General features: G+C 64.4%; 21 protein-coding genes and 1 tRNA gene. 14 read left to right on the top strand and 8 right to left on the bottom strand.

Going from position 1 to position 23,110, the window contains the following annotated elements; all coding sequences use genetic code 11:
- Nucleotides 1-3: 3 nt before the first annotated feature.
- From U4Y91_RS09840 to U4Y91_RS09830, 3 genes are all read right to left on the bottom strand, one after another.
- Nucleotides 4-2,226, bottom strand: coding sequence for a peptidase domain-containing ABC transporter (locus U4Y91_RS09840; protein WP_321804900.1), 2,223 nt, complete (start codon nucleotides 2,224-2,226; stop codon nucleotides 4-6).
- Between the two features lie 11 nt (nucleotides 2,227-2,237).
- A complete protein-coding gene (locus U4Y91_RS09835; protein ID WP_321804899.1) occupies nucleotides 2,238-3,515 on the bottom strand; it encodes an HlyD family secretion protein in 1,278 nt (425 codons plus the stop codon).
- 149 nt (nucleotides 3,516-3,664) lie between these two features.
- On the bottom strand, nucleotides 3,665-3,859 hold the full coding sequence (locus U4Y91_RS09830; RefSeq protein WP_321804898.1) for a hypothetical protein: 195 nt from the start codon (nucleotides 3,857-3,859) through the stop codon (nucleotides 3,665-3,667).
- A 352-nt stretch (nucleotides 3,860-4,211) separates the two neighbouring features.
- Here U4Y91_RS09830 and U4Y91_RS09825 point away from each other — a divergent pair, with 352 nt between their 5' ends.
- Nucleotides 4,212-4,448 carry a hypothetical protein gene (locus U4Y91_RS09825; RefSeq protein ID WP_321804897.1) on the top strand — a complete coding sequence of 79 codons (237 nt, stop codon included), beginning with the start codon at nucleotides 4,212-4,214 and terminating at the stop codon, nucleotides 4,446-4,448.
- A 213-nt stretch (nucleotides 4,449-4,661) separates the two neighbouring features.
- On the opposite strand, the gene U4Y91_RS09820 is transcribed toward U4Y91_RS09825, so the two are convergent.
- The 3 genes from U4Y91_RS09820 to U4Y91_RS09810 all read right to left on the bottom strand — a co-directional run bounded on the left by U4Y91_RS09820 (nucleotide 4,662) and on the right by U4Y91_RS09810 (nucleotide 8,822).
- The gene (locus U4Y91_RS09820; protein WP_321804896.1) at nucleotides 4,662-6,986 is read right to left on the bottom strand and encodes a xanthine dehydrogenase family protein molybdopterin-binding subunit; all 2,325 of its coding nucleotides are present in this window, start codon (nucleotides 6,984-6,986) and stop codon (nucleotides 4,662-4,664) included.
- The gene (locus tag U4Y91_RS09815) at nucleotides 6,983-7,444 is read right to left on the bottom strand and encodes a (2Fe-2S)-binding protein (RefSeq protein WP_321804895.1); all 462 of its coding nucleotides are present in this window, start codon (nucleotides 7,442-7,444) and stop codon (nucleotides 6,983-6,985) included. The genes U4Y91_RS09820 and U4Y91_RS09815 overlap by 4 nt, the downstream gene beginning before the upstream one ends.
- A gap of 367 nt (nucleotides 7,445-7,811) precedes the next feature.
- Nucleotides 7,812-8,822, bottom strand: a complete 1,011-nt coding sequence (locus U4Y91_RS09810; protein ID WP_321804894.1) for a zinc-binding dehydrogenase — start codon at nucleotides 8,820-8,822, stop codon at nucleotides 7,812-7,814.
- 799 nt (nucleotides 8,823-9,621) lie between these two features.
- On the opposite strand from U4Y91_RS09810, the gene U4Y91_RS09805 reads away from it, so the two are divergent.
- The 10 genes from U4Y91_RS09805 (at nucleotide 9,622) to U4Y91_RS09760 (ending at nucleotide 17,672) form a co-directional block, all read left to right on the top strand.
- Nucleotides 9,622-10,983: an integrase family protein gene (locus tag U4Y91_RS09805; RefSeq protein WP_321804893.1), complete on the top strand. Its 1,362-nt coding sequence runs from the start codon at nucleotides 9,622-9,624 to the stop codon at nucleotides 10,981-10,983.
- 88 nt (nucleotides 10,984-11,071) lie between these two features.
- Nucleotides 11,072-11,935: a hypothetical protein gene (locus tag U4Y91_RS09800; protein WP_321804892.1), complete on the top strand. Its 864-nt coding sequence runs from the start codon at nucleotides 11,072-11,074 to the stop codon at nucleotides 11,933-11,935.
- Nucleotides 11,936-12,027: 92 nt separating this feature from the next.
- The gene (locus U4Y91_RS09795) at nucleotides 12,028-12,234 is read left to right on the top strand and encodes a DNA-binding protein (RefSeq protein ID WP_321801479.1); all 207 of its coding nucleotides are present in this window, start codon (nucleotides 12,028-12,030) and stop codon (nucleotides 12,232-12,234) included.
- Between the two features lies 1 nt (nucleotide 12,235).
- Entirely contained in the window at nucleotides 12,236-12,565 is a 330-nt protein-coding gene (locus tag U4Y91_RS09790) for a hypothetical protein (protein ID WP_321801477.1), read from the top strand.
- Entirely contained in the window at nucleotides 12,562-13,374 is an 813-nt protein-coding gene (locus U4Y91_RS09785) for a toprim domain-containing protein (RefSeq protein WP_321804891.1), read from the top strand. The genes U4Y91_RS09790 and U4Y91_RS09785 overlap by 4 nt, the downstream gene beginning before the upstream one ends.
- Nucleotides 13,361-14,473 carry a helicase RepA family protein gene (locus U4Y91_RS09780; RefSeq protein WP_321804890.1) on the top strand — a complete coding sequence of 371 codons (1,113 nt, stop codon included), beginning with the start codon at nucleotides 13,361-13,363 and terminating at the stop codon, nucleotides 14,471-14,473. Before U4Y91_RS09785 ends, U4Y91_RS09780 begins: the two co-directional genes overlap by 14 nt.
- 143 nt (nucleotides 14,474-14,616) lie before the next feature.
- Nucleotides 14,617-15,048: a single-stranded DNA-binding protein gene (locus U4Y91_RS09775; RefSeq protein ID WP_321801471.1), complete on the top strand. Its 432-nt coding sequence runs from the start codon at nucleotides 14,617-14,619 to the stop codon at nucleotides 15,046-15,048.
- 58 nt (nucleotides 15,049-15,106) lie between these two features.
- Complete coding sequence (locus tag U4Y91_RS09770; RefSeq protein WP_321801469.1) at nucleotides 15,107-15,802, top strand: hypothetical protein; 696 nt, start codon at nucleotides 15,107-15,109, stop codon at nucleotides 15,800-15,802.
- Nucleotides 15,803-15,923: 121 nt separating this feature from the next.
- Nucleotides 15,924-16,967 (top strand): hypothetical protein, encoded by a 1,044-nt coding sequence (locus U4Y91_RS09765; RefSeq protein ID WP_321804889.1) that lies wholly within the window; start codon nucleotides 15,924-15,926, stop codon nucleotides 16,965-16,967.
- 240 nt (nucleotides 16,968-17,207) lie between these two features.
- Nucleotides 17,208-17,672, top strand: a complete 465-nt coding sequence (locus tag U4Y91_RS09760; protein WP_027787855.1) for a phage terminase small subunit P27 family — start codon at nucleotides 17,208-17,210, stop codon at nucleotides 17,670-17,672.
- 84 nt (nucleotides 17,673-17,756) lie between these two features.
- Here the strand turns inward: U4Y91_RS09760 and U4Y91_RS09755 are convergent.
- Nucleotides 17,757-17,833, bottom strand: a tRNA-Arg gene (locus U4Y91_RS09755).
- A 186-nt stretch (nucleotides 17,834-18,019) separates the two neighbouring features.
- Nucleotides 18,020-18,850 carry an undecaprenyl-diphosphate phosphatase gene (locus U4Y91_RS09750; protein ID WP_124487597.1) on the bottom strand — a complete coding sequence of 277 codons (831 nt, stop codon included), beginning with the start codon at nucleotides 18,848-18,850 and terminating at the stop codon, nucleotides 18,020-18,022.
- 486 nt (nucleotides 18,851-19,336) lie between these two features.
- Here U4Y91_RS09750 and U4Y91_RS09745 point away from each other — a divergent pair, with 486 nt between their 5' ends.
- The 3 genes from U4Y91_RS09745 to U4Y91_RS09735 all read left to right on the top strand — a co-directional run bounded on the left by U4Y91_RS09745 (nucleotide 19,337) and on the right by U4Y91_RS09735 (nucleotide 23,087).
- A complete protein-coding gene (locus U4Y91_RS09745; protein ID WP_321804888.1) occupies nucleotides 19,337-20,248 on the top strand; it encodes an aldose epimerase in 912 nt (303 codons plus the stop codon).
- 133 nt (nucleotides 20,249-20,381) lie between these two features.
- Nucleotides 20,382-21,083 carry a peptidoglycan DD-metalloendopeptidase family protein gene (locus U4Y91_RS09740; RefSeq protein WP_321804887.1) on the top strand — a complete coding sequence of 234 codons (702 nt, stop codon included), beginning with the start codon at nucleotides 20,382-20,384 and terminating at the stop codon, nucleotides 21,081-21,083.
- A gap of 384 nt (nucleotides 21,084-21,467) precedes the next feature.
- Entirely contained in the window at nucleotides 21,468-23,087 is a 1,620-nt protein-coding gene (locus U4Y91_RS09735; protein ID WP_321804886.1) for an acyl-CoA synthetase, read from the top strand.
- Nucleotides 23,088-23,110 lie beyond the last annotated feature (23 nt).

Below are 23,110 nucleotides of genomic sequence, written 5' to 3'. Positions count from 1 at the left end.
CGCTCAGCGCCCCGCGACCGGTTCCGCCGCACCGGCATCATGCGTCGCCGGCTGCGGCGCGACGGGTCCAGCGGCGGACGTCCTTGCCGCCATCGCCGCGCGCATCGCGGCGGTCGACTGGTCGAGCACGACCTTGCCGCCCTGCAGCATGATGACGCGCTGCGCGGACGCGATCGTCTCCGGCCGGTGCGCGACGATCAGCCGCGTCATCGCGAGCTGCGTGACGGCCGCGTTGACCTGCATCTCGCGCTGGATGTCGAGATGGCTCGTCGCTTCGTCGAGCACCAGAATGCCCGGCCGCTTGTACAGCGCACGCGCGAGCAGCACGCGCTGCTTCTGCCCGCCGGACAGCACCGTGCCCATGTCGCCGACCAGCGTGTTGTAGCCCATCGGCATCGCGGCGATGTCGTCGTGCACGGCCGCGATACGCGCGCATTCGGCGACCCAGCGCGGGTCCGCGTCCGGGTCGAAGAAACTGATGTTGTCCGCGATCGAGCCCGCGAACAGCACGTCGTCCTGCAGCACCGTGCCGACCAGCGCGCGCAGCCGCTCGATGCCGAGCCGGCCGACGTCGAGCCCGCCGATCCGCACCGTGCCGCCCGTCGGTTCGTGGATGCCGAGCAGCACGCCGATCAGCGTCGTCTTGCCGCAACCCGACGGCCCGACGATCGCGACCGACTCGCCCGCCGCGATCGTCGCGCTCACGCCGTCCAGCACGAGCGGCTCGCCTTCCGCGTAGCGGAACGACAAAGCGTCGATCTCGATGCTCGCGTCGAGCGCGTCGGCCTCGCCCGGCACGTTGCGCAGGCTCGCGTCCGGCTCGCTTTGCGCGAACACGATGTCGGCCAGCCGCTCGCCCTGGAGCTGCAGCATCCTGACTTCGAAGTACTTGTCGATCAGGCTGCCGACCCGGCTGTCGAACTGGTTCTTGTACGCGTTGAACGCCATCAGCACGCCGACCGTGAACTGGCCGTCCATCACCATGCGCGCGCCGAGCCAGATGATCAGCACGTTCTCGATGCCGAACAGCAGGCCGTTGAGCTGCTGGTAGAAGATCTGCAGCTTCTGCACGTGCAGGCTCGCATTGACCTGCTCGACCAGCAGCGTGATCCAGCTCGCGCGGCGCTCCGTCTGGCGGTTGAACAGCTTGATCGTCTTCACGCCGCGCACCGTTTCGAGGAAATGGCTCTGCTGCTTGGCCGCGTGCACGATCTGGTCCTCGGTCGCGCGCCGCAGCGGGCCGTACCACAGCCACCGGACGAGCGCGTACAGCGCCATCGTCGCCAGCGCGACCAGGCCGAGCACGCGGCTGTACACGAACATCATCGCGAGCGTCACGATCGTCATCAGCCCGTCGATCACCGCGCCGAGAAACGACGTGGTCAGCGTCTGCTGGATCGTGTCGATCGAACCGAAGCGCGACACGACGTCGCCGAGATGGCGCCGCTCGTAGTAGCGCACCGGCAGGCTCAGCAGGTGCGTGAACACGTTCGCGCGCCACTGGATGTTCAGCGTGACGCCGACGTACATCAGCGCCCACGCGCGAATCGTGCCGGTCGCCTGCTGCATCAGCAGCAACAGGCCGAAACCGAGCGCCAGCACCGTCAGCAGGTCGCGATCGGCGCTGACGATCACCTCGTCGATCACCCACTGCAGGAAGAACGGCTGCACCAGCATGAAGACTTCGAGCGCGATCGCGAGCGCGAGGATCTGCGCGAGCGAGCGCGACAGCCCCGACACCGGGCCGAGCAGCTCGCGCAGTTTCACCGCCGGCCGTGCCGCGCGCGGCGCGAACCCGGCAGCCGGCCACAGCTCGACCGCGACGCCGGTGAACGCACGCGACACTTCGGCGAGCGGCACCTTGCGAATGCCGTGCGACGGATCGTGGATCGTCGCGGTCTTGCCGTTCACTTCCTTCAGTACGACGAAGTGGTTGAAATTCCAGTGCAGCAGGCACGGCAGGCGAAGCTGGCCGAGCTGCGTCAGGTCGAGCTTCACCGCGCGCGTGCCGAGCGCGAGGCGCTGCGCGACCTCGATCACGCGCCCGAGCCCCGCGCCCTTCAGCGAGACGGGGAATTGCCCGCGCAGCGTCGCGAGATCCACGTGATGGCCGTGATAGCCGGCCACCATCGCGAGACACGCGAGCCCGCATTCCGCGGCCTCGGTCTGCAGGATCATCGGCAGCTGGCGGCCGAGGCCGAACGAGAGTCGATCGAGTAATGCCATGCGCGACCTCGTCAGAGTTTGCCGGTCAGGCTGTAAAGCGGCTCGAGCACCCATTCGTACAGGCGCCTGCGCTCCTGCAGGATGTCTGCCTGCAGCGTCATGCCCGCCTGCAACGGTTGCTGCGCGCCATACGCGGTGACGTGCTGCGCATCGAGCGCGACGATCACGCGATAGAAGGTCGCGTCGCGCCCCTCGCCCGGCGTCGCCGCCGGGCCGCCGTCGTTCGCGAGTTCGGCCGCCGACAGCGCCGTGCGCGCGATCGACACGACCTCGGCGCGATACTGGCCGAATTTCTGGTACGGGAACGCCTGGTAGCGGACCAGCACCGGCTCGCCGACCCGCACGAAGCCGATCGCCGTGCTCGGCACGAACAGGTGCGCCTGCCAGCGCGCGCCGCCCGGCACCACGCTCGCGAGCGGCCGGGACGTATCGACCGACTGGCCGACGTCGGCGATCGCCGCCGTCACTACGCCCGCTTCCGGCGCGGTGACGACGATCCGGCGCTTCGCCTCGCTTTCGATCAGGTTCTGGTCGACGTCGATCACGTTGCGGTCGATCTGCGCGAGCTGGTTCTGCTGCTTGAGGTCGAGGCCGGCCAGCTGGTTGTTCGCTTCCGTCAGTGACTGCGCCGTCGACGCACGCTCGCGCAGCAGCCCGTTCAGCTTCGACTGCTGGTCGAGCAGGTCGGCTTCGCGCTGCTGCGCCTGATCCTTCGAGATGTAGTCCTGGGCCAGCAGGCTGCGATAACGTTTCGCGCCGTCGGCCGCGATCGACGTGCGCAACCGCTGCGCCGCGAGCTGATCGTCGATCTGCGCAAGCTCGCCGCCCAGGCTCGCGATCTTCGCGCGCACCGTGGCGCGTTCGTCCTGCTGCAGGCTGCGCGTCTTGTCCATTTCCGTGAGCAGCGACGCCTTGCGTTGCCGCGCCTGCGCAATCAGCGCGGCCTGCGTCGCGCCTTGCGCCGCGCTCTGCAGGTCGGTGGACACCGTATAGAGCGTCTGCCCGCGTGCGACGTGCTGCCCTTCCTTCACGTCGCGCTCGACGACGATCCCCGGCTGTAGCGCATAGACCTTCACCAGCCCCGCATCCGGCATCACGACGCCGCTGACCGTCGTGCGACGCGTGTAGGTGCCGAACGCGAAGAACAGCAGCACGCACGCGGCCATCGCGACCGCGGCGGCCGCCAGCAGCGTCAGCGACACGGGGCGCACCAGCACGATCTCGCCCAGCGCGCCGGCGCGCTGCGCCTGTTGCGCTTCGTGCCGGAAGAGAGAAGTCGGGTTCGTCAAGATACGGGATGACAGACAGTCAGTTGGGTTTGACGGGATACCTTCCGCCCGGGAAGATCGCCGCGGCACCCCGCTCCGGTGCCGCAGCGGCCCCGCGATTCACGCGATGGCGGCGCAGCGCGCGCCATCGCACGGAAATCGCGTCCGGCTTACGCGTGGTGACCGCCCAGCAGGCCGAGCAGTGCGTTGCCCGTGCCCACGACAGCCGTCGTCAGCGCTTCGCCGACGTTGTAGAGCGTCTGGCCGTACAGCTCGACCACGTTGCCCAGCGTGTCGAAAATCGAGCCGCCGCCGTAGTAGCCGCCGGAAACTTGTGCGATTTCCTGCTGATTCAGTTCTTGCATTGCGTTTCTCCAGATTGAGAATGCTAGATAACCCATCTAGCGAGGCATCGAACCACGCCGCGATCGCGACGCAGATCAATACGTTAAATAAGTTAAATTTGCAAACGAAACGAGTCCATCTCCCGCTTGTATTTCATCGATCATTCCAGCCAGTGAGATGGCGTGCGACGTCCCATCGGATCGAATATTCCGATGAATTTATCGCAACACCCTCACGATCGATCAGCATTCGACAAACCGGCTGTTTGTCGATATGCAATTAATCCTCGCGCCGCCCAGCATCCGGTTCGACGACTTCAATCTGCAGACGAGCAGACACCCCGCGCACAGACCTCACGGCACCGTGCACGTCATGGAACAAAAGAATGAAAACGAGAATGAATACCCGCCTGATAATCGACAAAAAGCAGATACGCACCGATTACCGGCCGCCCAATCAACCCTCAAGGAAATGGTTGAACCGCGTCAGGTTTTTCTCAATGAATTTCTTACAAAAAATGAATTCGACGGGCCAATGATCCGACACTTTCCGGCCCCTCTTTGTACGATACCGCACCATCGGGCAAACCCGATGTCAGAGGGCTATTGATTCTATTTTCAGGCGGAATTCAGGGCGTAAATGTCGAGATTGAATTCCCGCAGTTGATGCTGGAAAGCGATTGTCGTGGCAGCCGAACGGCCCGGTGGAATCCGTCGAATTGATATGCAAATGGAGGGCATGAACAGGCCGCGCGCAACGGCCCGGGCGCGCGAGCAGATATACGCACCGGGCCTTGCAGACGGCCCGGCGCGCAGCCCCGCATCACCCCGCTTTCGGCTTCGCGAGCTGGTCCGCGACGGGCAGGCTGCGGATGCGCGTGCCCGTCGCCGCGAAGATCGCGTTGGTCAGCGCTGGCGCGACCGGCGGCAGGCCGGGCTCGCCCACGCCGCCGAGCGGCGTCGCGTAGTCGTCCGGCGCGACCAGGTGCACGCGGATTTCACGCGGCGCCTCGTTCATCCGGAGCACCTGGAAGCCGTTGAAATTGCTCTGCTCCGGGCGCCCGTCCTTGAACGTGATCTCGCCGTGCAGCGCGATGCCGAGCCCCATCACCACCGCGCCTTCGAGCTGCGAGCGCACGCGCTCCGGGTTCACTTGCGGCCCGCAGTCGATCGCGATGTCGACACGCGGCACCGTAATCGCGCCATCCGCGCCGACCTGCACTTCGCACACGGCCGCCGTGTACGACACGAAGCTGCGATGCGCGGCGATGCCGAGCCCCTGCCCTTTCGGCAGCTTGCGCCCCCAGCCGGCTTCGCGCGCGACCGTCTCGATCACGCGCCGCAGCCGTCCGGTATCGACCGGATACAACGCCGGATCCTCGCCGTAGTTCACGTTCTTCACCGCGATGTGCGGCTCGAAACGTCGCGCCGGCCCGATCAGGTCGAGCAGGAAGTCCTTCGGGTCGCGGCCCGCCGCGTGTGCGAGCTCCGCCACGAAGCTCTGAATCCCGAATGCGTGCGGAATGTTGTACACCGAACGAAACCAGCCGATCCGCGTGTGCGCTTCCGCGGCCGGGTTCTCGATCCGCACGTTCCGGACTGCGAATGGAAGATCCGCGATGCCTTGCGCGAGCTCGCCCGGCTGCTCGTGCACGACGCCGGCCCTGAAGGTCGACTGGATCGACGGCGCGACCGTGCGATGCTGCCATGCAACCACCTTCCCCGCCGCGTCGAGGCCGCCTTCGAATGCTTCCAGCGACACCGCGTGGAAATAGTCGTGCGCGATGTCGTCCTCGCGCGTGAAGGTCAGCTTGACGGGCGCGCCGACCGCCTTCGACAGCAGCGCGGTCTCCACCACGTAGTCGGGCTTCGACTTGCGGCCGAAGCCGCCGCCGAGCAGCGTCACGTTGACCGTCACCCGCTCGGCCGACAGCGCGAGCGCCTTCGCGATCTCGTCGCGCGTGGTCTGCGGCGCCTGCGTGCAGGCCCACACTTCGCAGCGGCCGTCGGCCACGCGCGCGACCGCCGCCGGCGGCTCCATCGTCGCGTGCGCGAGATGCGGAATGTAGTACGTCGCGCGCACCCGCTTCGCGGCGCTCGCGAGCGCCGCGGCCGTATCGCCGTCGTTGCGGATCACGTCGCCCGGCTGCGCGGCCGCCGCTTCGAGCGTCTTGCGGTAGGCGGCCGAGTCGTAGCCTGCGTGCGGTCCGTGCTTCCAGTCGATCTTCAGTTGCGCGCGTGCCTGGATCGCCGTCCACGTGTCGCGCGCGATCACCGCTACGCCGCCGAGCGGCTGGAACCCGGACGGCAGCGGCGTCGAAGCGAGCTGCACGACCTTGACGACACCCGGCAGCTTCTCCGCTGCCGACGCGTCGAACGATGCGACCGTATCGCCATAAGCCGGCGGACGTGCGACGACCGCATAGAGCATCCCGTCGAGCCGCGTGTCGATCCCGTAGCGCGCGCGGCCGCCGACGATGTCGCGGCCGTCGATCAACGCCGTTTCGCCCTTGCCGATATAGCGGAACTCGGCCGGCGCCTTCAACGGCACGCTTTTCGTATCGGGCACCGGCAGCGCAGCCGCCTTCGCGGCCAGTTCGCCGAAGCCGAGCTTGCGCCCGGATTTCGTATCGACGACCTCGTGCACCGTCGCCTTCACCTGACGCACGTCGACGCCCCACGTCGCCGCCGCGGCCTGCTCGAGCATCGTACGCGCGGCCGAGCCCGCGCGGCGTAGCGCCGCGAAGCTCTGCCGCAGGCTGCGCGAGCCGTCGGTGTTCTGGTTGCCGTAGCGCGGCTCGTCGCCGACCGCCTGCGCGACCTTCACGCGCGCCCAGTCCGCGCCCAGTTCGTCGGCGACCACGAGCGCGACGCTCGTGCGCACACCCTGCCCCATCTCGGAGCGGATGCAGGTCACCGTGACCGTGCCGTCCGGCGCGATCGCGACGAACAGGTTCGGATCGTCGCGCAATCCGTGCGGCATGCCCGCGCCGCCGTACTGAGGATTCGGGCTGACCGGCGGCTGCACCGTCACGGCCGCACGCGCGAGCGACGGCATGCCGAACGCGAGCAGCAGCCCGCCGGAGGCGAAGCCGAGCAGCAAAGCGCGGCGGCTTTCGTTGTGGACGGAGAGTTCGGGCGCGTTCATGCGGCACCTTCGCGGCGCACCGCCAGCCGGATCGCCGCGCGAATGCGCGTATAGGTGCCGCAGCGGCAGATGTTGCCGGACATCGCGTCGTCGATGTCGGCATCGCTCGGATGGGGGTTCGTCTTCAGCAGCGACGCGGCCTGCATGATCTGGCCGGACTGGCAGTAGCCGCATTGCGCGACGTTCAGTTCCTGCCAGGACTGCTGCAGCGGGTGGGTCAGGTCGGTCGACAACCCTTCGATCGTCGTCACGCGCTTGCCGGCAGCGACCGCGACCGGCGTGATGCACGCGCGAATCGCCGTGCCGTCGAGATGCACGGTGCACGCGCCGCACTGCGCCATCCCGCAACCGAACTTGGTGCCCGTATGGCCGAGGACGTCGCGCAGATACCAGAGCAACGGCATGTCGGGATTGCCGTCGAAATGCTGTTCGCTACCGTTGACGGTCAGCGTGATCATCGTTCACCTCCTGTGTCGGCGCCGCGTCGCGCGGGCGTCGTGTGGGGATTTGAACGGCGCTGGGCACATTCCGAACGACCAGGTGGGCCTGACGCCGTTTCGTTTCCGGATTGCGTCGGAGAACGACGCGATCGCGGCAATGTTGCCGTCTGGTTGCGTGTGCAACGGTTCGGCGGGATTCGGACGATTGCTCGTTCGCGGGGATCGCCGCTCGTATTATCAGACGAATTCCGGTTTTTCGTCGGATCGGGGGATTCGGGTGGCCGGGGTATCAACGTGCTTGAACCACTTCGGCGCAGCGCGACGCGGTGATGCCGGTCTCGCCGACGGACGGGCAACCGGCATGCTTCCTTCCGTCGTACGCTCTTTACCCGACGCGCACCACCGGTTTGCCGGAGAACCGGCGATGCCGCAGCCCCTCCAGTTGCTCGGGCAGATGCTCGAAATCACCCGTGACGCGCGCTTCGGGTTGAAGGGTGCCGTTCGCGATACCGGCCAGCAGCATGCTGCCCGCGGTGGTCGTCTCGAGCCATGCCGCCGCATCGCCGTACGTATGCAGTGCATTCAGCGCGACTTCATGAAGCGATACGCTCGTCGTGAACGGCGGCAGCGGCTGTGCGTCGAACCGGCCCTGGATGCACACGACATGCCCGTTGGCGGACACCGCCGGGGCCCAGCGGGCCGCGCTTTGCGCATCGACGCTGTCGAACACTGCGTAGAAACGCCGGGCCAGTTCGTGCCCGGCGTCGATGGTCTCGCCGATCGGGCCGGCGACGAAACGGGTCGCCCCTCGCGCACGCAGACGCGCCCAATGACGCTCGTTGCACGATACCGTGACCTCGAACCCGCGGTCGGCGGCGATCTGCACCAGATAGTTGCCCACCGCGCCCCCTGCTCCGCTGACGAGAATTTCGCGGGCGGTGCGGCACGGCACTTTCTCAAGCGCCTGCCACGCGGTCAGCGCGGGACACGGCATGCTCGCGGCCGTTTCGAAATCGAGCGCGTCGGGCACCGTCAGCAGCACGGACGCGGCGATCGGCGTGTATTCCGCGAAACTGCCGTGTCCGTCGAGGCCCTGGTGGTACGCAACGCGGCGGCCGAGCAGATGGCGTGCATGCTCGTCCGCGACGGCGACGACCGTGCCGGCGCCGTCGACGCCCGGCACATGCCCGTCGGACCAGTTCACCAGCGCGCCGCCGAGCACTTTCCAGTCGACCGGGTTCAGGCCGATCGCGTGGTTGCGTACCAGCACCTGGCCGGGCTTGAGCGCCGGCATCGCGATCTGTTCGAGACGCAGTTGTTCGGGATGCTCGCAGCCATGCCAGGTCCATGCGCGATAGCAGGTCGGCAATGATTCGTGGTGGAGGGGTTGGGTCATGGGTGGGGGTTTGTGGTTCGAGTGCGCGGCGATGCCTGCGGCATGGCGGTCATGCCGGATGCGCCGTGAGGACGACCGGCCAGGACGCGGTATGTCCGCGGCATCGATCATGCAGGGATCGGTGTGGCGTCCGCGGATGCGGAACGTGTATGGCCGTCAGTATCCGTGGCCGACGCTGTGTCGCGGAAGGGCTATTCCGCGAAAACACTTTTGAATCCGGGGGGACATTCGCATTTTCTGCAGAATGTGCAACGCACTGGGGGCGCACGTGTATCCCGTGACGCGACAGGAGAGACGGCAGAGTCAACGCCGCTGACGGATGCGGCAATGCTCGACAAAGTTGCAGCGACGGTCACTAACGCCAAGGACCAAGTGGCGGCCCTTTCCATGCAACTTTGGTGGAGTGCCATCATCCTCGGCGGACTTGAACTTTGGCACCGGTGAGAAACTGCCTCGTCAAGCGGGTATCGTTGCGAATCCCCATTGATTAACCAAATCCGGTTACACCATGGTTACACGGACAATATCTTGATGGGTGATGCGGCGAGATACGGGATGCAAGTACTTGGTTTGACTGGCCCGCCCTACACGATTCGAACGTGTGACCTACGGCTTAGAAGGCCGAAAAAGTGGACATTTATTGACGTTGACGAACGTTGCCAAAAATCCCTCAAACCTAATCCGGATAAGGATTTCATCAAAAAATCACCTCGCCTGCCCGTTGACACGAGTTGACCAAAATTGCCAGAATCGGGTTCCGGATGGGTTCCGGAATCTGCCCTAAGTGAGGGAGGCGACAATGGCAAAGGTCAATTTCACGGCGGGCAAGATAGCGGCACACACCTGCCCCGATGGCAAATCCGAAGCCTTCCTGTGGGACAGCGGCGCGCCCGGTCTTGGCCTCCGCGCAAACGCAGGCGGCACAAAACGGTACGTGCTCCAAGCGAAGTTGCGCGGCTCGCTTGTGCGCATCTCGATTGGAGACCCATCCGCGTGGAGCATCGAGAAAGCACGCATTGAAGCACGCCGCCTGAAGACGCTTCTCGACAGTGGCGTAGATCCGCGTGAACAGGCGGCAGAACAGGCCGCCGCCTACGAAGCGCGAAAAGCCGAAGCCAAGCGACAAGATGTAACCATGCGCGAAGCGTGGGCGGCTTATCTTGACGCAAACCGGTCGCGATGGAGCGACCGCCATCTATTCGACCATGAGAATCTGGCCCACGCTGGCGGCGAGCCGCGAAAGCGCGGAAAAGGCGTGACGGTTGCCGGGCCGCTCGCCGCGCTCATGGAGTTGAAGCTGTCGCACCTGACCGCTGAGGCCATCGCGTCATGGCTCGAAACCGAGGCGCAGACGCGCCCGACGAACGCGGAGCAAAGCTACCGCAAGCTGCGTGCCTTCATCCGTTGGTGCGGCGACAAGCCGGAATATTCCGGGCTGATTGCATCGAACGCATACGCCGCTCGCGCCGTGCGCGCCGCCGTGCCGCGCACCAAGGCGAAAGATGACTGCCTGCAACGGGAGCAGCTATCAGCTTGGTTCGACGCCGTCCGCACGCTAGGCAACCCGGTCATCGCGACATATCTGCAAGCGCTGCTCATTACGGGTTCACGCCGAGAGGAAATGGCCGCGCTCAAATGGGTCGACGTGGATTTCCAGTGGCGCAGCCTGTCCATCGCCGACAAGGTCGAAGGTTCGCGCGTCATCCCTCTCACGCCGTACCTCGCGAGCATCCTACGGGAACTCAAACGCTTGAACGACACGCCGCCGAACGTCCGTCAAATGCGTGACCTGACCGCCAAAGGCGAATCATGGTCGCCCTCCCCGTGGGTTTTCGCGAGCAAAAAATCGGCGGACGGAAAAATCGCCGAGCCGCGCATCGCGCATAACCAAGCACTCGCGGTAGCCGGCCTTCCTCATCTGAGCCTGCACGGCCTTCGGCGTTCATTCGGGACGCTGGCCGAGTGGGTCGAGGTTCCGGTCGGTGTCATCGCCCAAATTCAAGGTCACAAGCCGTCCGCCATCGCGGAAAAGCACTACCGTCGCCGCCCGCTCGACCTGCTCCGCAAGTGGCACGACAAAATCGAAGCGTGGTTGTTAGAACAGGCCGCCGTCGAATTCGACGCGAGCGCCGCGCAACCGGGCTTGCATGCCCTGAAGTAAGAGCCATTAGAATCAGGCTTGACGGCGGGAACGATGTTGACGCACCGGACCCGCCTAACCACGAACGGCCTTCAGGGAGGCGCGCAGCATGGCTACGTTCGATTTTACAAGCGACACGCGTACGCTCGATAAGGTATTGCGCTGGAATACGCTCGACGATGCCGCGTCGTTGCTTTCGGCTCTGACGGGCGAAGCATGGACGCCGCGCCGCATCCTGAGCGACGTACTAGACGGGTATCGCGTTCCGCAAGGCAAGACCCAGCCGCCGACCTGCCTGCGATGCGCGCCGCCGCGCAGTACCAAGTTCGCCCGGTACAAATGGGATACCGAGAACGGGACGCCGAGTAATCCGTTCGTGTATGTGTGTGCCGCGCCGTATCAAACCGTGGCCCTCTATCCGGCTCAGGTGGACGAGCTGCTGAAAACGGGCGAAGCCGCTATTTCGATAGCGGAACGCCCCGAAGACGATTACGGACGGCCGGGCGAATATGTGTTCATCGAACCGCCAGAGGAAGCGCTAACAGTCGCTTTGCCATCGATCGGCATGAGCGCGGCCGGCCTGCAAGAGTTCGCCGCGCGCGTCATGGCTGAGTGCCCCAAAGTGACGAGCGCTACGCCGCCGCCCGACTCCCGCGTCAAAGTGGAGGATGCAGCACCCGCCGCCGTCGAAAATCGGTCCGTGACAAAGCACTCCATCAAAGCGCGCCGCAACGTGCTGGACCGGTTGATCGACCGGGCGGTAGCGAGCGTCGGAAGCGAAGATACTCAGGCCGTGTTTCTGGTGCTCAAAGAGGCTGCGTTGGCTGCCGAGACGCCGTTCACCGGCGAAGTAAAGGGCGGGAAGCTGTTCTACACGACCCTTGATGATGAACTCGACTACCTGAACTCGGAAAGGTTGCGTCACCGGCTCAAGCCCCGTAAGCGGGCGGCAACGGGCGGAAACGGGCAATAGCGGGCGGTTGCGGGCGCATCTATCGGTCAACTCGGAAACCTGCAAAAAAATCTGTATCGCCTTAACTCAAGCCGAACGGCAAGGTGATACAGATGACGATGCAGCAATTTTCTGCGACTCAAGCCCGCCGCCCGATGACTACCGAGGAGTTGGCGGAACTCCTCTCGCTTCGCCCGCAGTCCATCCGCAAGCGCTATTGCCAAACGGGTGCGTACTTCACGCTCCGCCCCGTCAAGCTGCCGAACGGTCGCCTCATGTGGCCCGCCGATGCCCTCGAAAAGCTGGCGGAGGGCATCTAAGATGAGCAAAAAAAATCGCCCGACCAATAACAATCAGTCGAGCGCGAACCAACGCCGCAAGTTTACCGGAACGAAAAATCACCGTCACCTGCGCGCGCTGACCGTGCTGCAACGCCGCCCGATGTCGCGTGAAGAACTCGACCATTTCGCCGGCTGCTCGAACTCCCCCGCTCTCATCGCAAGCCTGCGCGCGAAGGGCCTCGTGCTGCCGTGCGAGCGCGTCCAGTACATCGACCGCGACGGCCGCGAAGTGCGGCGAGGCGTGTATCGCCTCACGACCACCGACCGCCGCAAGGTCGCTCGCTGGCTCAAAGCGCGGGAGGTCGCATGAGCGCGATTGCATGGAGCCACTACGCGACCGGCAACTACCGCGTGAGTTGCCCCGTTTGCGGACGCGGCGAACGCGATAAGACGCTCGGGTTGACCATCGCAGCGAGCGGTGCGGGCGTCGCGCACTGTTTCCGCTGCGAGTACACGGAAACGTACCGCCCCGAACGCCGCGTGTGCGGCTCTGCGCATAGCATGGCGCGCATTCCGGCCGTTACGCCGTTCGCGAAGCATTGCGTCCTGTCTAACTACGGGTTCGACCTTTGGAACGCGTGTCGCGCCATTTCCGGCGACGCGCTGGCCTATCTCGACGCTCGGCACTGCCGCATCCCGCCCGCCGATGGCGATTTGCGCTGGCATCCCTCGCTGAAGCATCCGACCGGCTATGTCGGCCCGGCGCTTGTCGGACTCGTGACGCACGCGGTAACGCGCGAATTCATGACCTTGCACAAAACTTGGATTCGGACCGATGGCCGCAAGGCTGACGTTGACCCGCCGCGTCTGCTGCTCGGCGGGCATCGCAAGGCGGGCGGCGTCATTCGCTTGTGGCCCGACGAGGCCGTAACGAGCGGGCTCGGCGTCGCGGAAGGCATTGAATCGGCGCTTTCGCTCGCATGGGGTTATGCGCCGGTTTGGGCGCTCATCGACGCCGGCAATCTCACGGCGTTCCCGCACCTGTCCGGCGTCGAAAGCCTCGTTATCGGCGCGGACAATGACCCGGCCGGAGTAACAGCCGGGCATGCGTGTGCGGAGCGGTGGGCGCTCGCTGATCGAGAGGTTACGCTTGTGGAGGTCGGTCATGACGGGGCGTGATTTGAACGATGTGGCGGCCAAAGGCGGCGCGGATGCTGTACGCGTTGCTGTTGCAAACGGCAGGCACGTCCCGAAGCAATCCGAGCGTGAGGCGATTTCGGTGGGCGATGAATTGCCCCTCAACGTTGCCTTTGCGGATGAATTGCCGGTCGATTACGAACCGCCCGACGAATTGATCGAAGGTGTGCTCACGGCAGACGGCGGGAGTGTGTTATACGGCGATACCAACTGCGGCAAGACGTTCTTTTGCATCGACGTGGCTGCGGCCGTTGCGCGCGGCGTGCCTTGGATGGGACGCCAAACGGAACAGGGCCTCGTCGTGTTCCTGGCGGTCGAATCTCCCGCATCGGTTTGCGCCCGGCTTCAGGCGTACCAAAAATATTACGGCCTGCGCGTCCCTAACTTCGCCATCATCCAAAGCCCGGTGAACCTGTTCGAAAGCGACTTCGATGCATCGGCAATCATCGCGACCGTGAAACGCTTGGAGGCTGAACGAGGAATGAAAGTTCGCCTGATTGTGGGCGACACCCTCGCTCGCCTGAGTGCCGGTGCGAACGAGAACGCAGGGCAAGATATGGGCCTCGTCATCAAGCGCTTCGACCGCATCCGTACGGAGTGCGAAGCCCATTTCATGCTGATTCACCACAGCGGCAAAAACGCCGCCGCCGGCGCGCGCGGATGGTCCGGTGTGCGCGCGGCCGTCGATACCGAAATTGAGGTAACGGACGGTGCAGGCGGCCGTTGTGCCGAAATTACAAAACAGCGCGACTTGCCGACCAAGGGTGAGCGTATCGGCTTTCGACTCGACGTTGTAGGGCTCGGCACGACGAAATGGGGGAAGCTCGCGACGAGTTGCGTCGTGGTTCCGGCCAATGCACCCGAGAAGCCCAAAAGCGAGAAGCGTTACGGGGCTGTTGAGGGGGCAGTCTTGGAATTCCTCGCTTCGCATAAGGTTGGGATCAAAAAAAGCAACGTGGTTAAGCACCTCGCTGGCCGATACAAAAGCGGTCCGGTTTATCGCGCGATGCAAACCTTGGTTGAGGCGAATGCCATTCACGAGGCAGCCGGGATTGTCTGCATCGCGAATGCGGCCAAGTAAGGGCAGTACGCGAAGGTACGTTTAGGTACGCGTACCTGTCGGGTACCTAACCCGATAGGTACGTTTAGGTACACCCCCCTTAAGGGGGGTACCACGCGTACCTAGCTGTGCCGAGCGCGGTTGATAAAAACAGGAGGCGCAAAATGATTGATGGTTTGGTTAGCGGGAAGCTGCACGGCAAGCCGGCAGAGCGCATGGGCGCGAGCGGTCGCTCGTTCGTGACGGCGAAGGTACGCGCTGCCGTTAGCGACAGCGAAGCGCTGTTCGTGAACGTGATTGCGTTCTCGGACGGCGCGAAGGCGGGTCTGTTGGCGCTCGATGACGGCGATTCGGTCGCGCTGGCCGGCACGCTGACGCCGAAGGTTTGGACCGACCGAAACGGCGACGCTAAACCGGCGCTCGACATGGTCGCGCACGCGGTGCTGACCGCTTACCACGTGAAGCGCAAGCGGGTCGCTATGCGAGGTTCGAACGACGGCAACGAACGCGGGAGCGGACGGCCGGCTATGGATGGGTCCGGACAAGCAACGGCCTTCTACGGCGGCGACACGTCGGATATGCAGGACGATTTTTAGGCGCGGGGGAACCCGCATTGTGAAGGTGTTTTACTTCAGTAAATAGGAGTACAAAATCATGATGAAACGCTCCCTTTCCGAGCGCATGGAAATCCTCGACGCGCTCGTCGCCGATACCGGCCTCGCCGACGAACTCACGGCGAAGCAACGGGCGAAGCTCGATGCGCGTCGCGCCGAACTGGCGCGCGAACTGAAGGCGGTGCCGAATCCCGAACGCGAGCTTTCCGCCTCGGCGAAGGAAGCGACGCGGACGGAATCCGATTTCATCAAGGCCGAAATGGCTTACCGCGATGCCGAACGCGCGATGGTGGACGCGCGTACCCGGCACGTTGTTATGTCGCAGATGCACGAGGGGAAGCGGCAGCGCATCTTGACTGAACTCGAACGCACCGCGCCGCCGGAAGTCGGCGAGGCGCTCGACGAATTGTCGAGCGCCGATGATTTGTTGCGCGCCGCAGTTCGGACCGACGTATTCACGGAGAAAAACTGGCTGGGCGCTCGCGTCGGCAACGTTACGACGAACATGCCCCAAATCAAGGCGGCTCGCGCGAAAATCGCCGAGGCACAACGCGACGTTCGCGCGCTTGTTCATGACGGGTCAATTCCACGCGACGAACTGGTATCGCGTGCGCGGATGCTCGTAGATGCGGCGCTGGAACCGCTGTTCAGCTTCGTGCCGCGTCAGAAGTGGGAAACTCGCCGTTCGCGGCCGCACGGCGACCTGTTGAGCGAAGTCGCGGGTTATCAAAGCTAAGCGTGCGTTCGGCGGCGTGCATCGGCGGTGCGTGCCGTTGCTGCACGCCGCCTGCCGTTCTTCTATGGTCGAACCGGATAGTTGTGGCAGGATATATCACCTCAAAATGCGGTACCCCACTATGAAGAAAACGAAGCCAATTTCATATGAGCATGTATTGGAATTTAAGCGTTGCACTAGAGATGGCGACGAGCATGGTGGAATCATTGACCCACTAATCGAAAATTTTTGGCACAAGGCACCCGAAGCGCTGCGCCAGCGCGAATATGAGCATAACGGATGTACCATCAGGGTTGATATCAACTGGCAGCGCTTGGCGAACCGAATTCGCAGCTTTAATGAGGCTTGGCGTCCTGCATCGACAGGAGGCCTTCCGCCGAATAATAGCGTGCACCAAAGGGTTTCCCGTCCATTAAAAATACCAGCGAAAGTCACGGTTTCTGGTGAAAACGATACCTCGTCATATCAATGGTACCCATCTTTTTTCGCCGAAACATTTGTCCATGAGGTATTTCTTGTTGCCAACCTAGCGGTACCGGGGTCGGCCAATTTCTATAGCCTGTCGATTTCAAGGCATGAAGATCGATCGCCAATCGAAGTAAGACTTTCTCAATACGCATTCGAATGTGCATGGGTAGATTCATTAGACGGAAATTGGCCGAATGTGCAGGCTTTGCCAAGAGAGGATGTATGTGAGTGGTTCAAGGCGCTGGACATCGGCTATAAACAACGAGCCGGCACGGGAATCGAAAAGGCGTTGTATGTGCTATTGCACATGGCCAACGGCGAGACGCGGATCGACTCAGTTGCATGGATATTCCATGGACTTGAAGCTTTGGTCTCGACAAGAGTCGGCGAGAGTGTGTCCGGAATGGTTCGACGTCTAGGGGTGGTGCTCGACTTGGACACGCGAACGCAGAAAATACTGAATCAACGGCTGCGAAAACTTTACGATTTACGTAGTTCGTTTGTGCATGGAGGGTATGCAGTTCCACACCCAATTAATAGTGAAGTAATCGATCGTAGTTTGGACGATCACATGCGCGACTTTTACGAGCTTATTCAGTTCGGCGCCGCCTTGCTCATAACGACAATTCAGGCTTTGATTAAGAAGAGGATCATCAAATTGGGGTTTGATGAATTGATCGTGACGACGACGATTTAGTGAGCCGCGTAGCCGGATCGCATGCTTGGATCATGCGACGCTCTGGGGTGCATTACGCGACAACAGCGTGTCGCGATTCAACTCGATTGTAGGCAATCAGAGCGGCCGGTATGACGGGTCTGCGAGGCATCCGATCATACCCCAGGGGGCATTCAATCCCGGCCGCCGCCGTGCCGGTGATCGTTGCGCAACGCGAATTTTTGCAACGCCAGCGCCAAAACCATTTTTCGGGAGCGAATCATGCCGCAGAAATCGAACGCCGCGAAGGCACTTTCGGGTACGTTGCGTGCCGACCGGCTTAAGGGCATCGCGGCCGATCAATTGACCGTCGCGCCGCCACCGCCTGACGGCATGTCATCGCGTGCGGCTGCGGAATGGGTCCGCGTCGCGCCGCTCGTCGTGAGCTTAGGTCTATTGAGCGCGTCCGACCTACGCGCGCTCGAACTGCTTGCCGAAACTTTGGCAACGGAGGCGCAGTTGCGCGAGACGCTGGACCGTGAAGGGTTGACGATTGCGACCGGGACGGGCGGAAGCAAGGCACATCCGGCGCTGCGCGCGTTGAGCGATGCGCGCGCCCAAGCGGCCCGGCTACTGGATGCGTTCGGCCTGAGTCCGCGCGGACGGCAAGCTATCGACGCGCCGCCGCCATTGCCCGCTGAAAATCCCTATGCCGCGTTCGTGAAGTCGGTTCGACCGCAACGTTGAGCGAACTAGGTTCCGGATTGGTTCCGGCCATCCGCAGAAGCAAAAAGCCCGGCCATAAAAATCGGGCTAACGCATTGATTTCACTGGCCCGCCCTACACGATTCGAACGTGTGACCTACGGCTTAGAAGGCCGTTGCTCTATCCAACTGAGCTAAGGGCGGTCGAGGGGAAAAGACACGGCGACAAAACCCGGACCGCATTTCACGCGAAAGGCTTCGAGCACCACCACGACAACCCAAAACTCGAAGCCCCGAAACGAAACGGGCCCGGCATGAAGCCGAGCCCGAAATTATACCCGATCATCGCGTCACATCACGCGCGACGCGCGACCGGCGGCACCGCAACCCTCAAACCGGCTGCGGATGCAGCATGAACCAGCCGAGACAGAACACCCCGGCAATCACGCAATACACGCCGAACGAAGCCAGCCGCCCGCGCCCTTCGAAATAGCGCATCAGGAACCGTACGCTCAGATAAGCCGCAATCGCCGTTAGCACGCCGCCGAGCAGCGCATCCGCGAGCTGGTCGCGCGCATGGAACAGCTTCGGCAGTTCGAGCACGCCCGCGGCAAAAATGATCGGCGTGCCGAGCAGGAACGAAAACTCCGCCGCCTTCTCCGCCGTCAGGCCGGCCACGTTGCCGGCGATCATGGTCAGCCCGCTGCGCGAGAAACCCGGGATCAGCGCGCCGATCTGCGCCAGGCCCACGAAAAACGCCTGCTTGAACGTCATCTTCTCGGGCGGTTGATGCGCACGGCTGCGCTGGATCCGGTCGCCGATCCACAGCAGCACGCCGTTGATGATCAGCGCGATCGCGACGATCCGCAGGTCGTGGAACACGCGCTCGATGCGCTTCTCGAGCAGCAGGCCGACGATCCCGGTCGGGATCGTGCCGATGATCAGCGCCCACATCAGGTGCCCGTCGTCGTTCTTGCGGCCGCCGAGCTGCGCGAAGAAGCCGCTGATCAGCGCGATCCAGCGCGCGCGGAAATACCACAGCAGCGCGAGCGCGGTGCCGAGGTGCAGCGCGACGAGGAACGGCAACAACTGCGGCGCATGCTTGTCGATGTGCATGCCGAACAGCGCGGGCACGAGCAGCGTGTGGCCGAGACTGCTGACGGGGAAGAGTTCGGTGACGCCCTGCAGGACGCTCAGGAATACCAGAAACCAGAGACTCACGCGTCGGTCCTTTTGGTGGTGATCAGTCGGGTAGAAGAGCGGACGACGCATCGCGCGTCCGAAAAAACGCGCCCCGATTATGCCCAGCCCAGATTACTGCGCCAAGGCATTTGACTGGTTATTGCGGCAATGCACACAAACGCTTGCAATTTGTAAGCGCGCAGAAAGCAAAAAGCCCGCCATTTGCATGGCGGGCCTTGCGATTCCGGCAGAAATTGCCGTCAGCGGCCGAGCTGATAGAAAAACAATACCGTGCTGCCGGTGAACATGCCGAACAGTGCGATTCCCATTGCCATTGCCAGATCCATGGCCCCCTCCACGAAGTGTCATGACCCGGCAACATCACCGGTTTAGAGGCATTATCCAGACCGTCGGCAGGTTGAAAAACTCGCAATTTCCCCGAGAAGGGTTTTCCCCGACCGCCTCGCAACCCGATAATGGAGCGCGCCATCGCGCACCCCGCCCACCCGTTCATACCGATTCGCCATGCCGATCTTCCAGCAGCACGACATTCATGAACTCCACGCCGGCCCGTCGCTCGTTCGGGTCGCCCCGCAATTCGGCGGCCGCCTGCTGTCGTGGCACGTCGACGGCGAGCCGGTCATCTTCTGGCCGGAAACGGCCGACTGGAGCAACCTCGCGCGCGTGCGCGGCGGCAATCCGCTGCTGTTTCCGTTCCTCGGCCGCCATCGCGTCGACGGCGAACTGGGCCGCTGGCGCGATGCCGCCGGCGTGGTCCGCGACCTGCCGATGCACGGCTTCGCGCGCGACCTGCCGTTCGCGGCACGGCCGTCGGCCGACGGCGCCGCGCTGTCGATGACGCTCGACGCGAACGACGCGCTGCGCGACAGCTATCCGTTCGATTTCCGGTTCGAGACGACCTACCGGCTCGCCGATGCGCACACGCTCGACGTCGCGCTCACCACGACCAACCGCGGCGACACGCCGCTGCCCTACTACGCGGGCCATCATTTCTATTTCGCGCTGCCGCATGGCGAACGCGCGGCAACCACGCTCGAGTTGCCGCCGACGCGCCTGTGCATGCAGCGCGCCGACGGCTCGATCAGCCCGCTCGAGCCCGGCGCAGCGTCGTACAGCCTCGGCGATCCGGAGATCCTCGACCGCTTCCACTGTCTCGACGGCGCGCCGTCCACGCCGGTACGCATCGTGATGCCGGGCCGCCGCCGCACGATCGAGATCGCGCTCGACGTACCGGGCTCGATCCCGTGGTACGCAGTCACGACCTGGACGGAAAAACCGGAATCGGACTTCTACTGCGTCGAGCCATGGCTCGGCCTGCCGGACGCGATCCACAACGGCCTCGGGCTGCGCATGCTCGCACCGGGCGCGACGGAATCGGCCACGCTGCGGATTCGCGTGCTGCCGCTCGCCGGCTGACATCGGCCGCACCGAACCGGTGCGCGCCGGCCGCGCCCGCGGCCCGAAACTGCGGTGCGCGGGTCGAACCCGTTAAAATCGGACGTTTTGTATCGCCTGCCGCGTCGCGCGCGGCGGGGTTTTGCGAGGTTCAATGATCGGAACAACAACGAAGCGGCTCTTCGCGGCCGCCTGCGCCGCGCTGCTCGTCGCGTGCGGCTCCGCTCCCGTCGGCCCGGGTTACTACCGCGTCGAGCGCGGCGACACGCTCTACAAGATCGCGCGCGAGAATCGCACGTCGACGGCCAACATCGTGCGCTGGAACCAGATCACGAACCCCGACGCGATCGAGGTCGGCCAGGTGCTGCGCGTCGCGCCGCCGCCGGGCACGACGACCGCGTCGACCGCGTCGACCACCGGCACCGGCAGCGCGGGCCGCAGCCGCCCGGCGCCTTCCGCGCCGGTCGAATCGGCGGTCAAGCCGGCCACCAGCATTGCGCTGATCTGGCCGGCCGCCGGCAACGTGGTGCGCACCTTCGACGGCTCGAAATCCAAGGGCATCGATATCGCGAACGCTGCGGGCACGCCGGTGCTGGCCGCCGCGCCGGGCACCGTCGTCTATGCGGGCAACGGATTGCGCGGCTACGGCAACCTGATCATCCTCAAGCACAACGCCGATTACCTGACGGCCTACGCGCACAACCGTGCGCTGCTCGTGAAGGAAGGCCAGCCGGTCACGCAGGGGCAGACGATCGCAGAGATGGGTAACAGCGACAGCGATCGCACCGCGCTGCACTTCGAGCTGCGCTACGGTGGCCGCTCGATCGATCCGGCACGCTACCTGCCGGCGCGCTGAGCGCGCCAGCGTCGACGGCAGGCGATAGACGACACGCGATGCCGGCACGCATCGCATGTCGTCGCGAGGGAGATCGGGAAGGTTGTGTCAGCGCTTGCGCAGACGGCCGGTGAACCGGCCGGACAGCGGATCGACACGGCTGGCGAACGCCACCAGCGCCCCGATTCCGAAGAGGCTGAACCCCGCAGCTATCAGAAGCAAATCCATGGTCATATCACTGTTTTCTCGTGATCTTATGCGTCATTACGGAATCGTGCACTGAGCCGCACCCGTTGCACGAGTCCGCACATTCCCTATCTATCAGACGCCATTGTGGTTTCGGTCGCGTGAAATGCCGATGTAATCTATCGACCGATGCCGACGATCGACGCCAAGGAGACTCGCATGCTGCCCGCTGCCGACCGCTACGACGACCTGCTCTCCCGCTTCCGGTGGGACATTCCGGCCCGTTACAACATCGGCGTGGACGTCTGCGACAAGTGGGCCGACGGCAGCGGACGGCTCGCACTGATCCACGAAACGGCGCAAGGCGACGTGTCGCGCCTCACGTTCGACGACCTGAAGAATGCTTCTAACCGTTTCGCGAACAGCCTCGCGCGGGCGGGTTTGCAACGCGGCGACCGGATCGCGATCTTCCTCGCACAGGGTCCGGAAACAGCGATCGCGCATCTCGCCGCGTACAAGCTCGGCGCGATCGCGGTGCCGCTGTTCACGCTGTTCGGCGCCGACGCCCTCGAATACCGGCTCGCGAACAGCGAAGCCGCCGCGCTCGTCACCGACGCAGCCGGTTACGCGAAGATCGCGCCGCTGCGCGCGCAACTGCCGATGCTGCGCACGTGCTACTGCATCGGCGACGATGCACCCGACGCGCCTGACGTGCTGCGCTTCGACGCCGCGCTCGCCGCCGAATCGCCGGATTTCGTGCCGGCGGACACCGCGGCCGACGATCCGGCAGTGATCATCTACACGTCCGGGACGACCGGCAAGCCGAAAGGCGCGCTCCATGCGCATCGCGTGCTGCTGGGCCATCTGCCGGGCGTCGAGATGTCGCAGCAATGCTTCCCGCGCGACGCACGCCTGTTCTGGACGCCCGCCGACTGGGCATGGATCGGCGGGCTGCTCGACGTGCTGCTGCCGTCATGGCATCACGGCGTGCCCGTGCTCGCGCGCCGCTTCGAGAAGTTCGACGGCGAAGCCGCGTTCGCGCTGATGGCGCGGCACGGCGTGACCCACGCGTTCCTGCCGCCCACCGCGTTGAAGCTGATGCGCGCGGTGCCGGCGCCGCGCGAGCGCCACGCGCTGGCGCTGAAATCGGTCGCGAGCGGCGGCGAATCGCTCGGCACCGAGCTGACGGCCTGGGGGCGCGACGCGCTCGGCGTGACGATCAACGAGTTCTACGGACAGACCGAGTGCAACATGGTGCTGTCGTCGTGCGCGGCGCTGTTCGATGCGCAGCCCGGTGCGATCGGCAAGGCCGTGCCCGGCCACGCGATCGCGATCGTCGACCAGCACGGCACGCCGCTGCCGCCCGGCGTCGAGGGGCGCATCGCGGTGCGCAGCCCCGACCCGGTGATGTTTATCGAATACTGGCGCAATCCCGCCGCCACGCGCGACAAGTTCGCGGGCGACTACCTGCTCACCGGCGACACCGGCACGATCGACGCCGACGGCTTCGTGCGCTTCGTCGGCCGCGACGACGACGTGATCACGAGCGCCGGCTACCGGATCGGCCCGGGGCCGATCGAGGACTGCCTGCTCACGCATCCGGCGGTACGGATGGCGGCCGTCGTCGGCGTGCCCGACCCGACGCGCACCGAGATCGTCAAGGCGTTCGTCGTGCTGAACCCCGGCCACGTCGGCGACGACGCGCTCGTGCAGGCGCTGCAGGCACACGTGCGCACGCGCCTGGCCGCGCACGAGTACCCGCGCGCGATCGCGTTCGTCGACGGCCTGCCGATGACGGCGACCGGCAAGATCGTGCGGCGCGCGTTGCGCGACGCTTGAAACGGTCGTGGCCGTACCGGGCG

It is taken from the genome of Burkholderia sp. BCC1993 (assembly GCF_905339865.1).
Lineage (GTDB): Bacteria > Pseudomonadota > Gammaproteobacteria > Burkholderiales > Burkholderiaceae > Burkholderia.
Note: the sequence above shows the minus strand (reverse complement) of the source record. Positions and strands in the feature narration are given on the sequence as shown.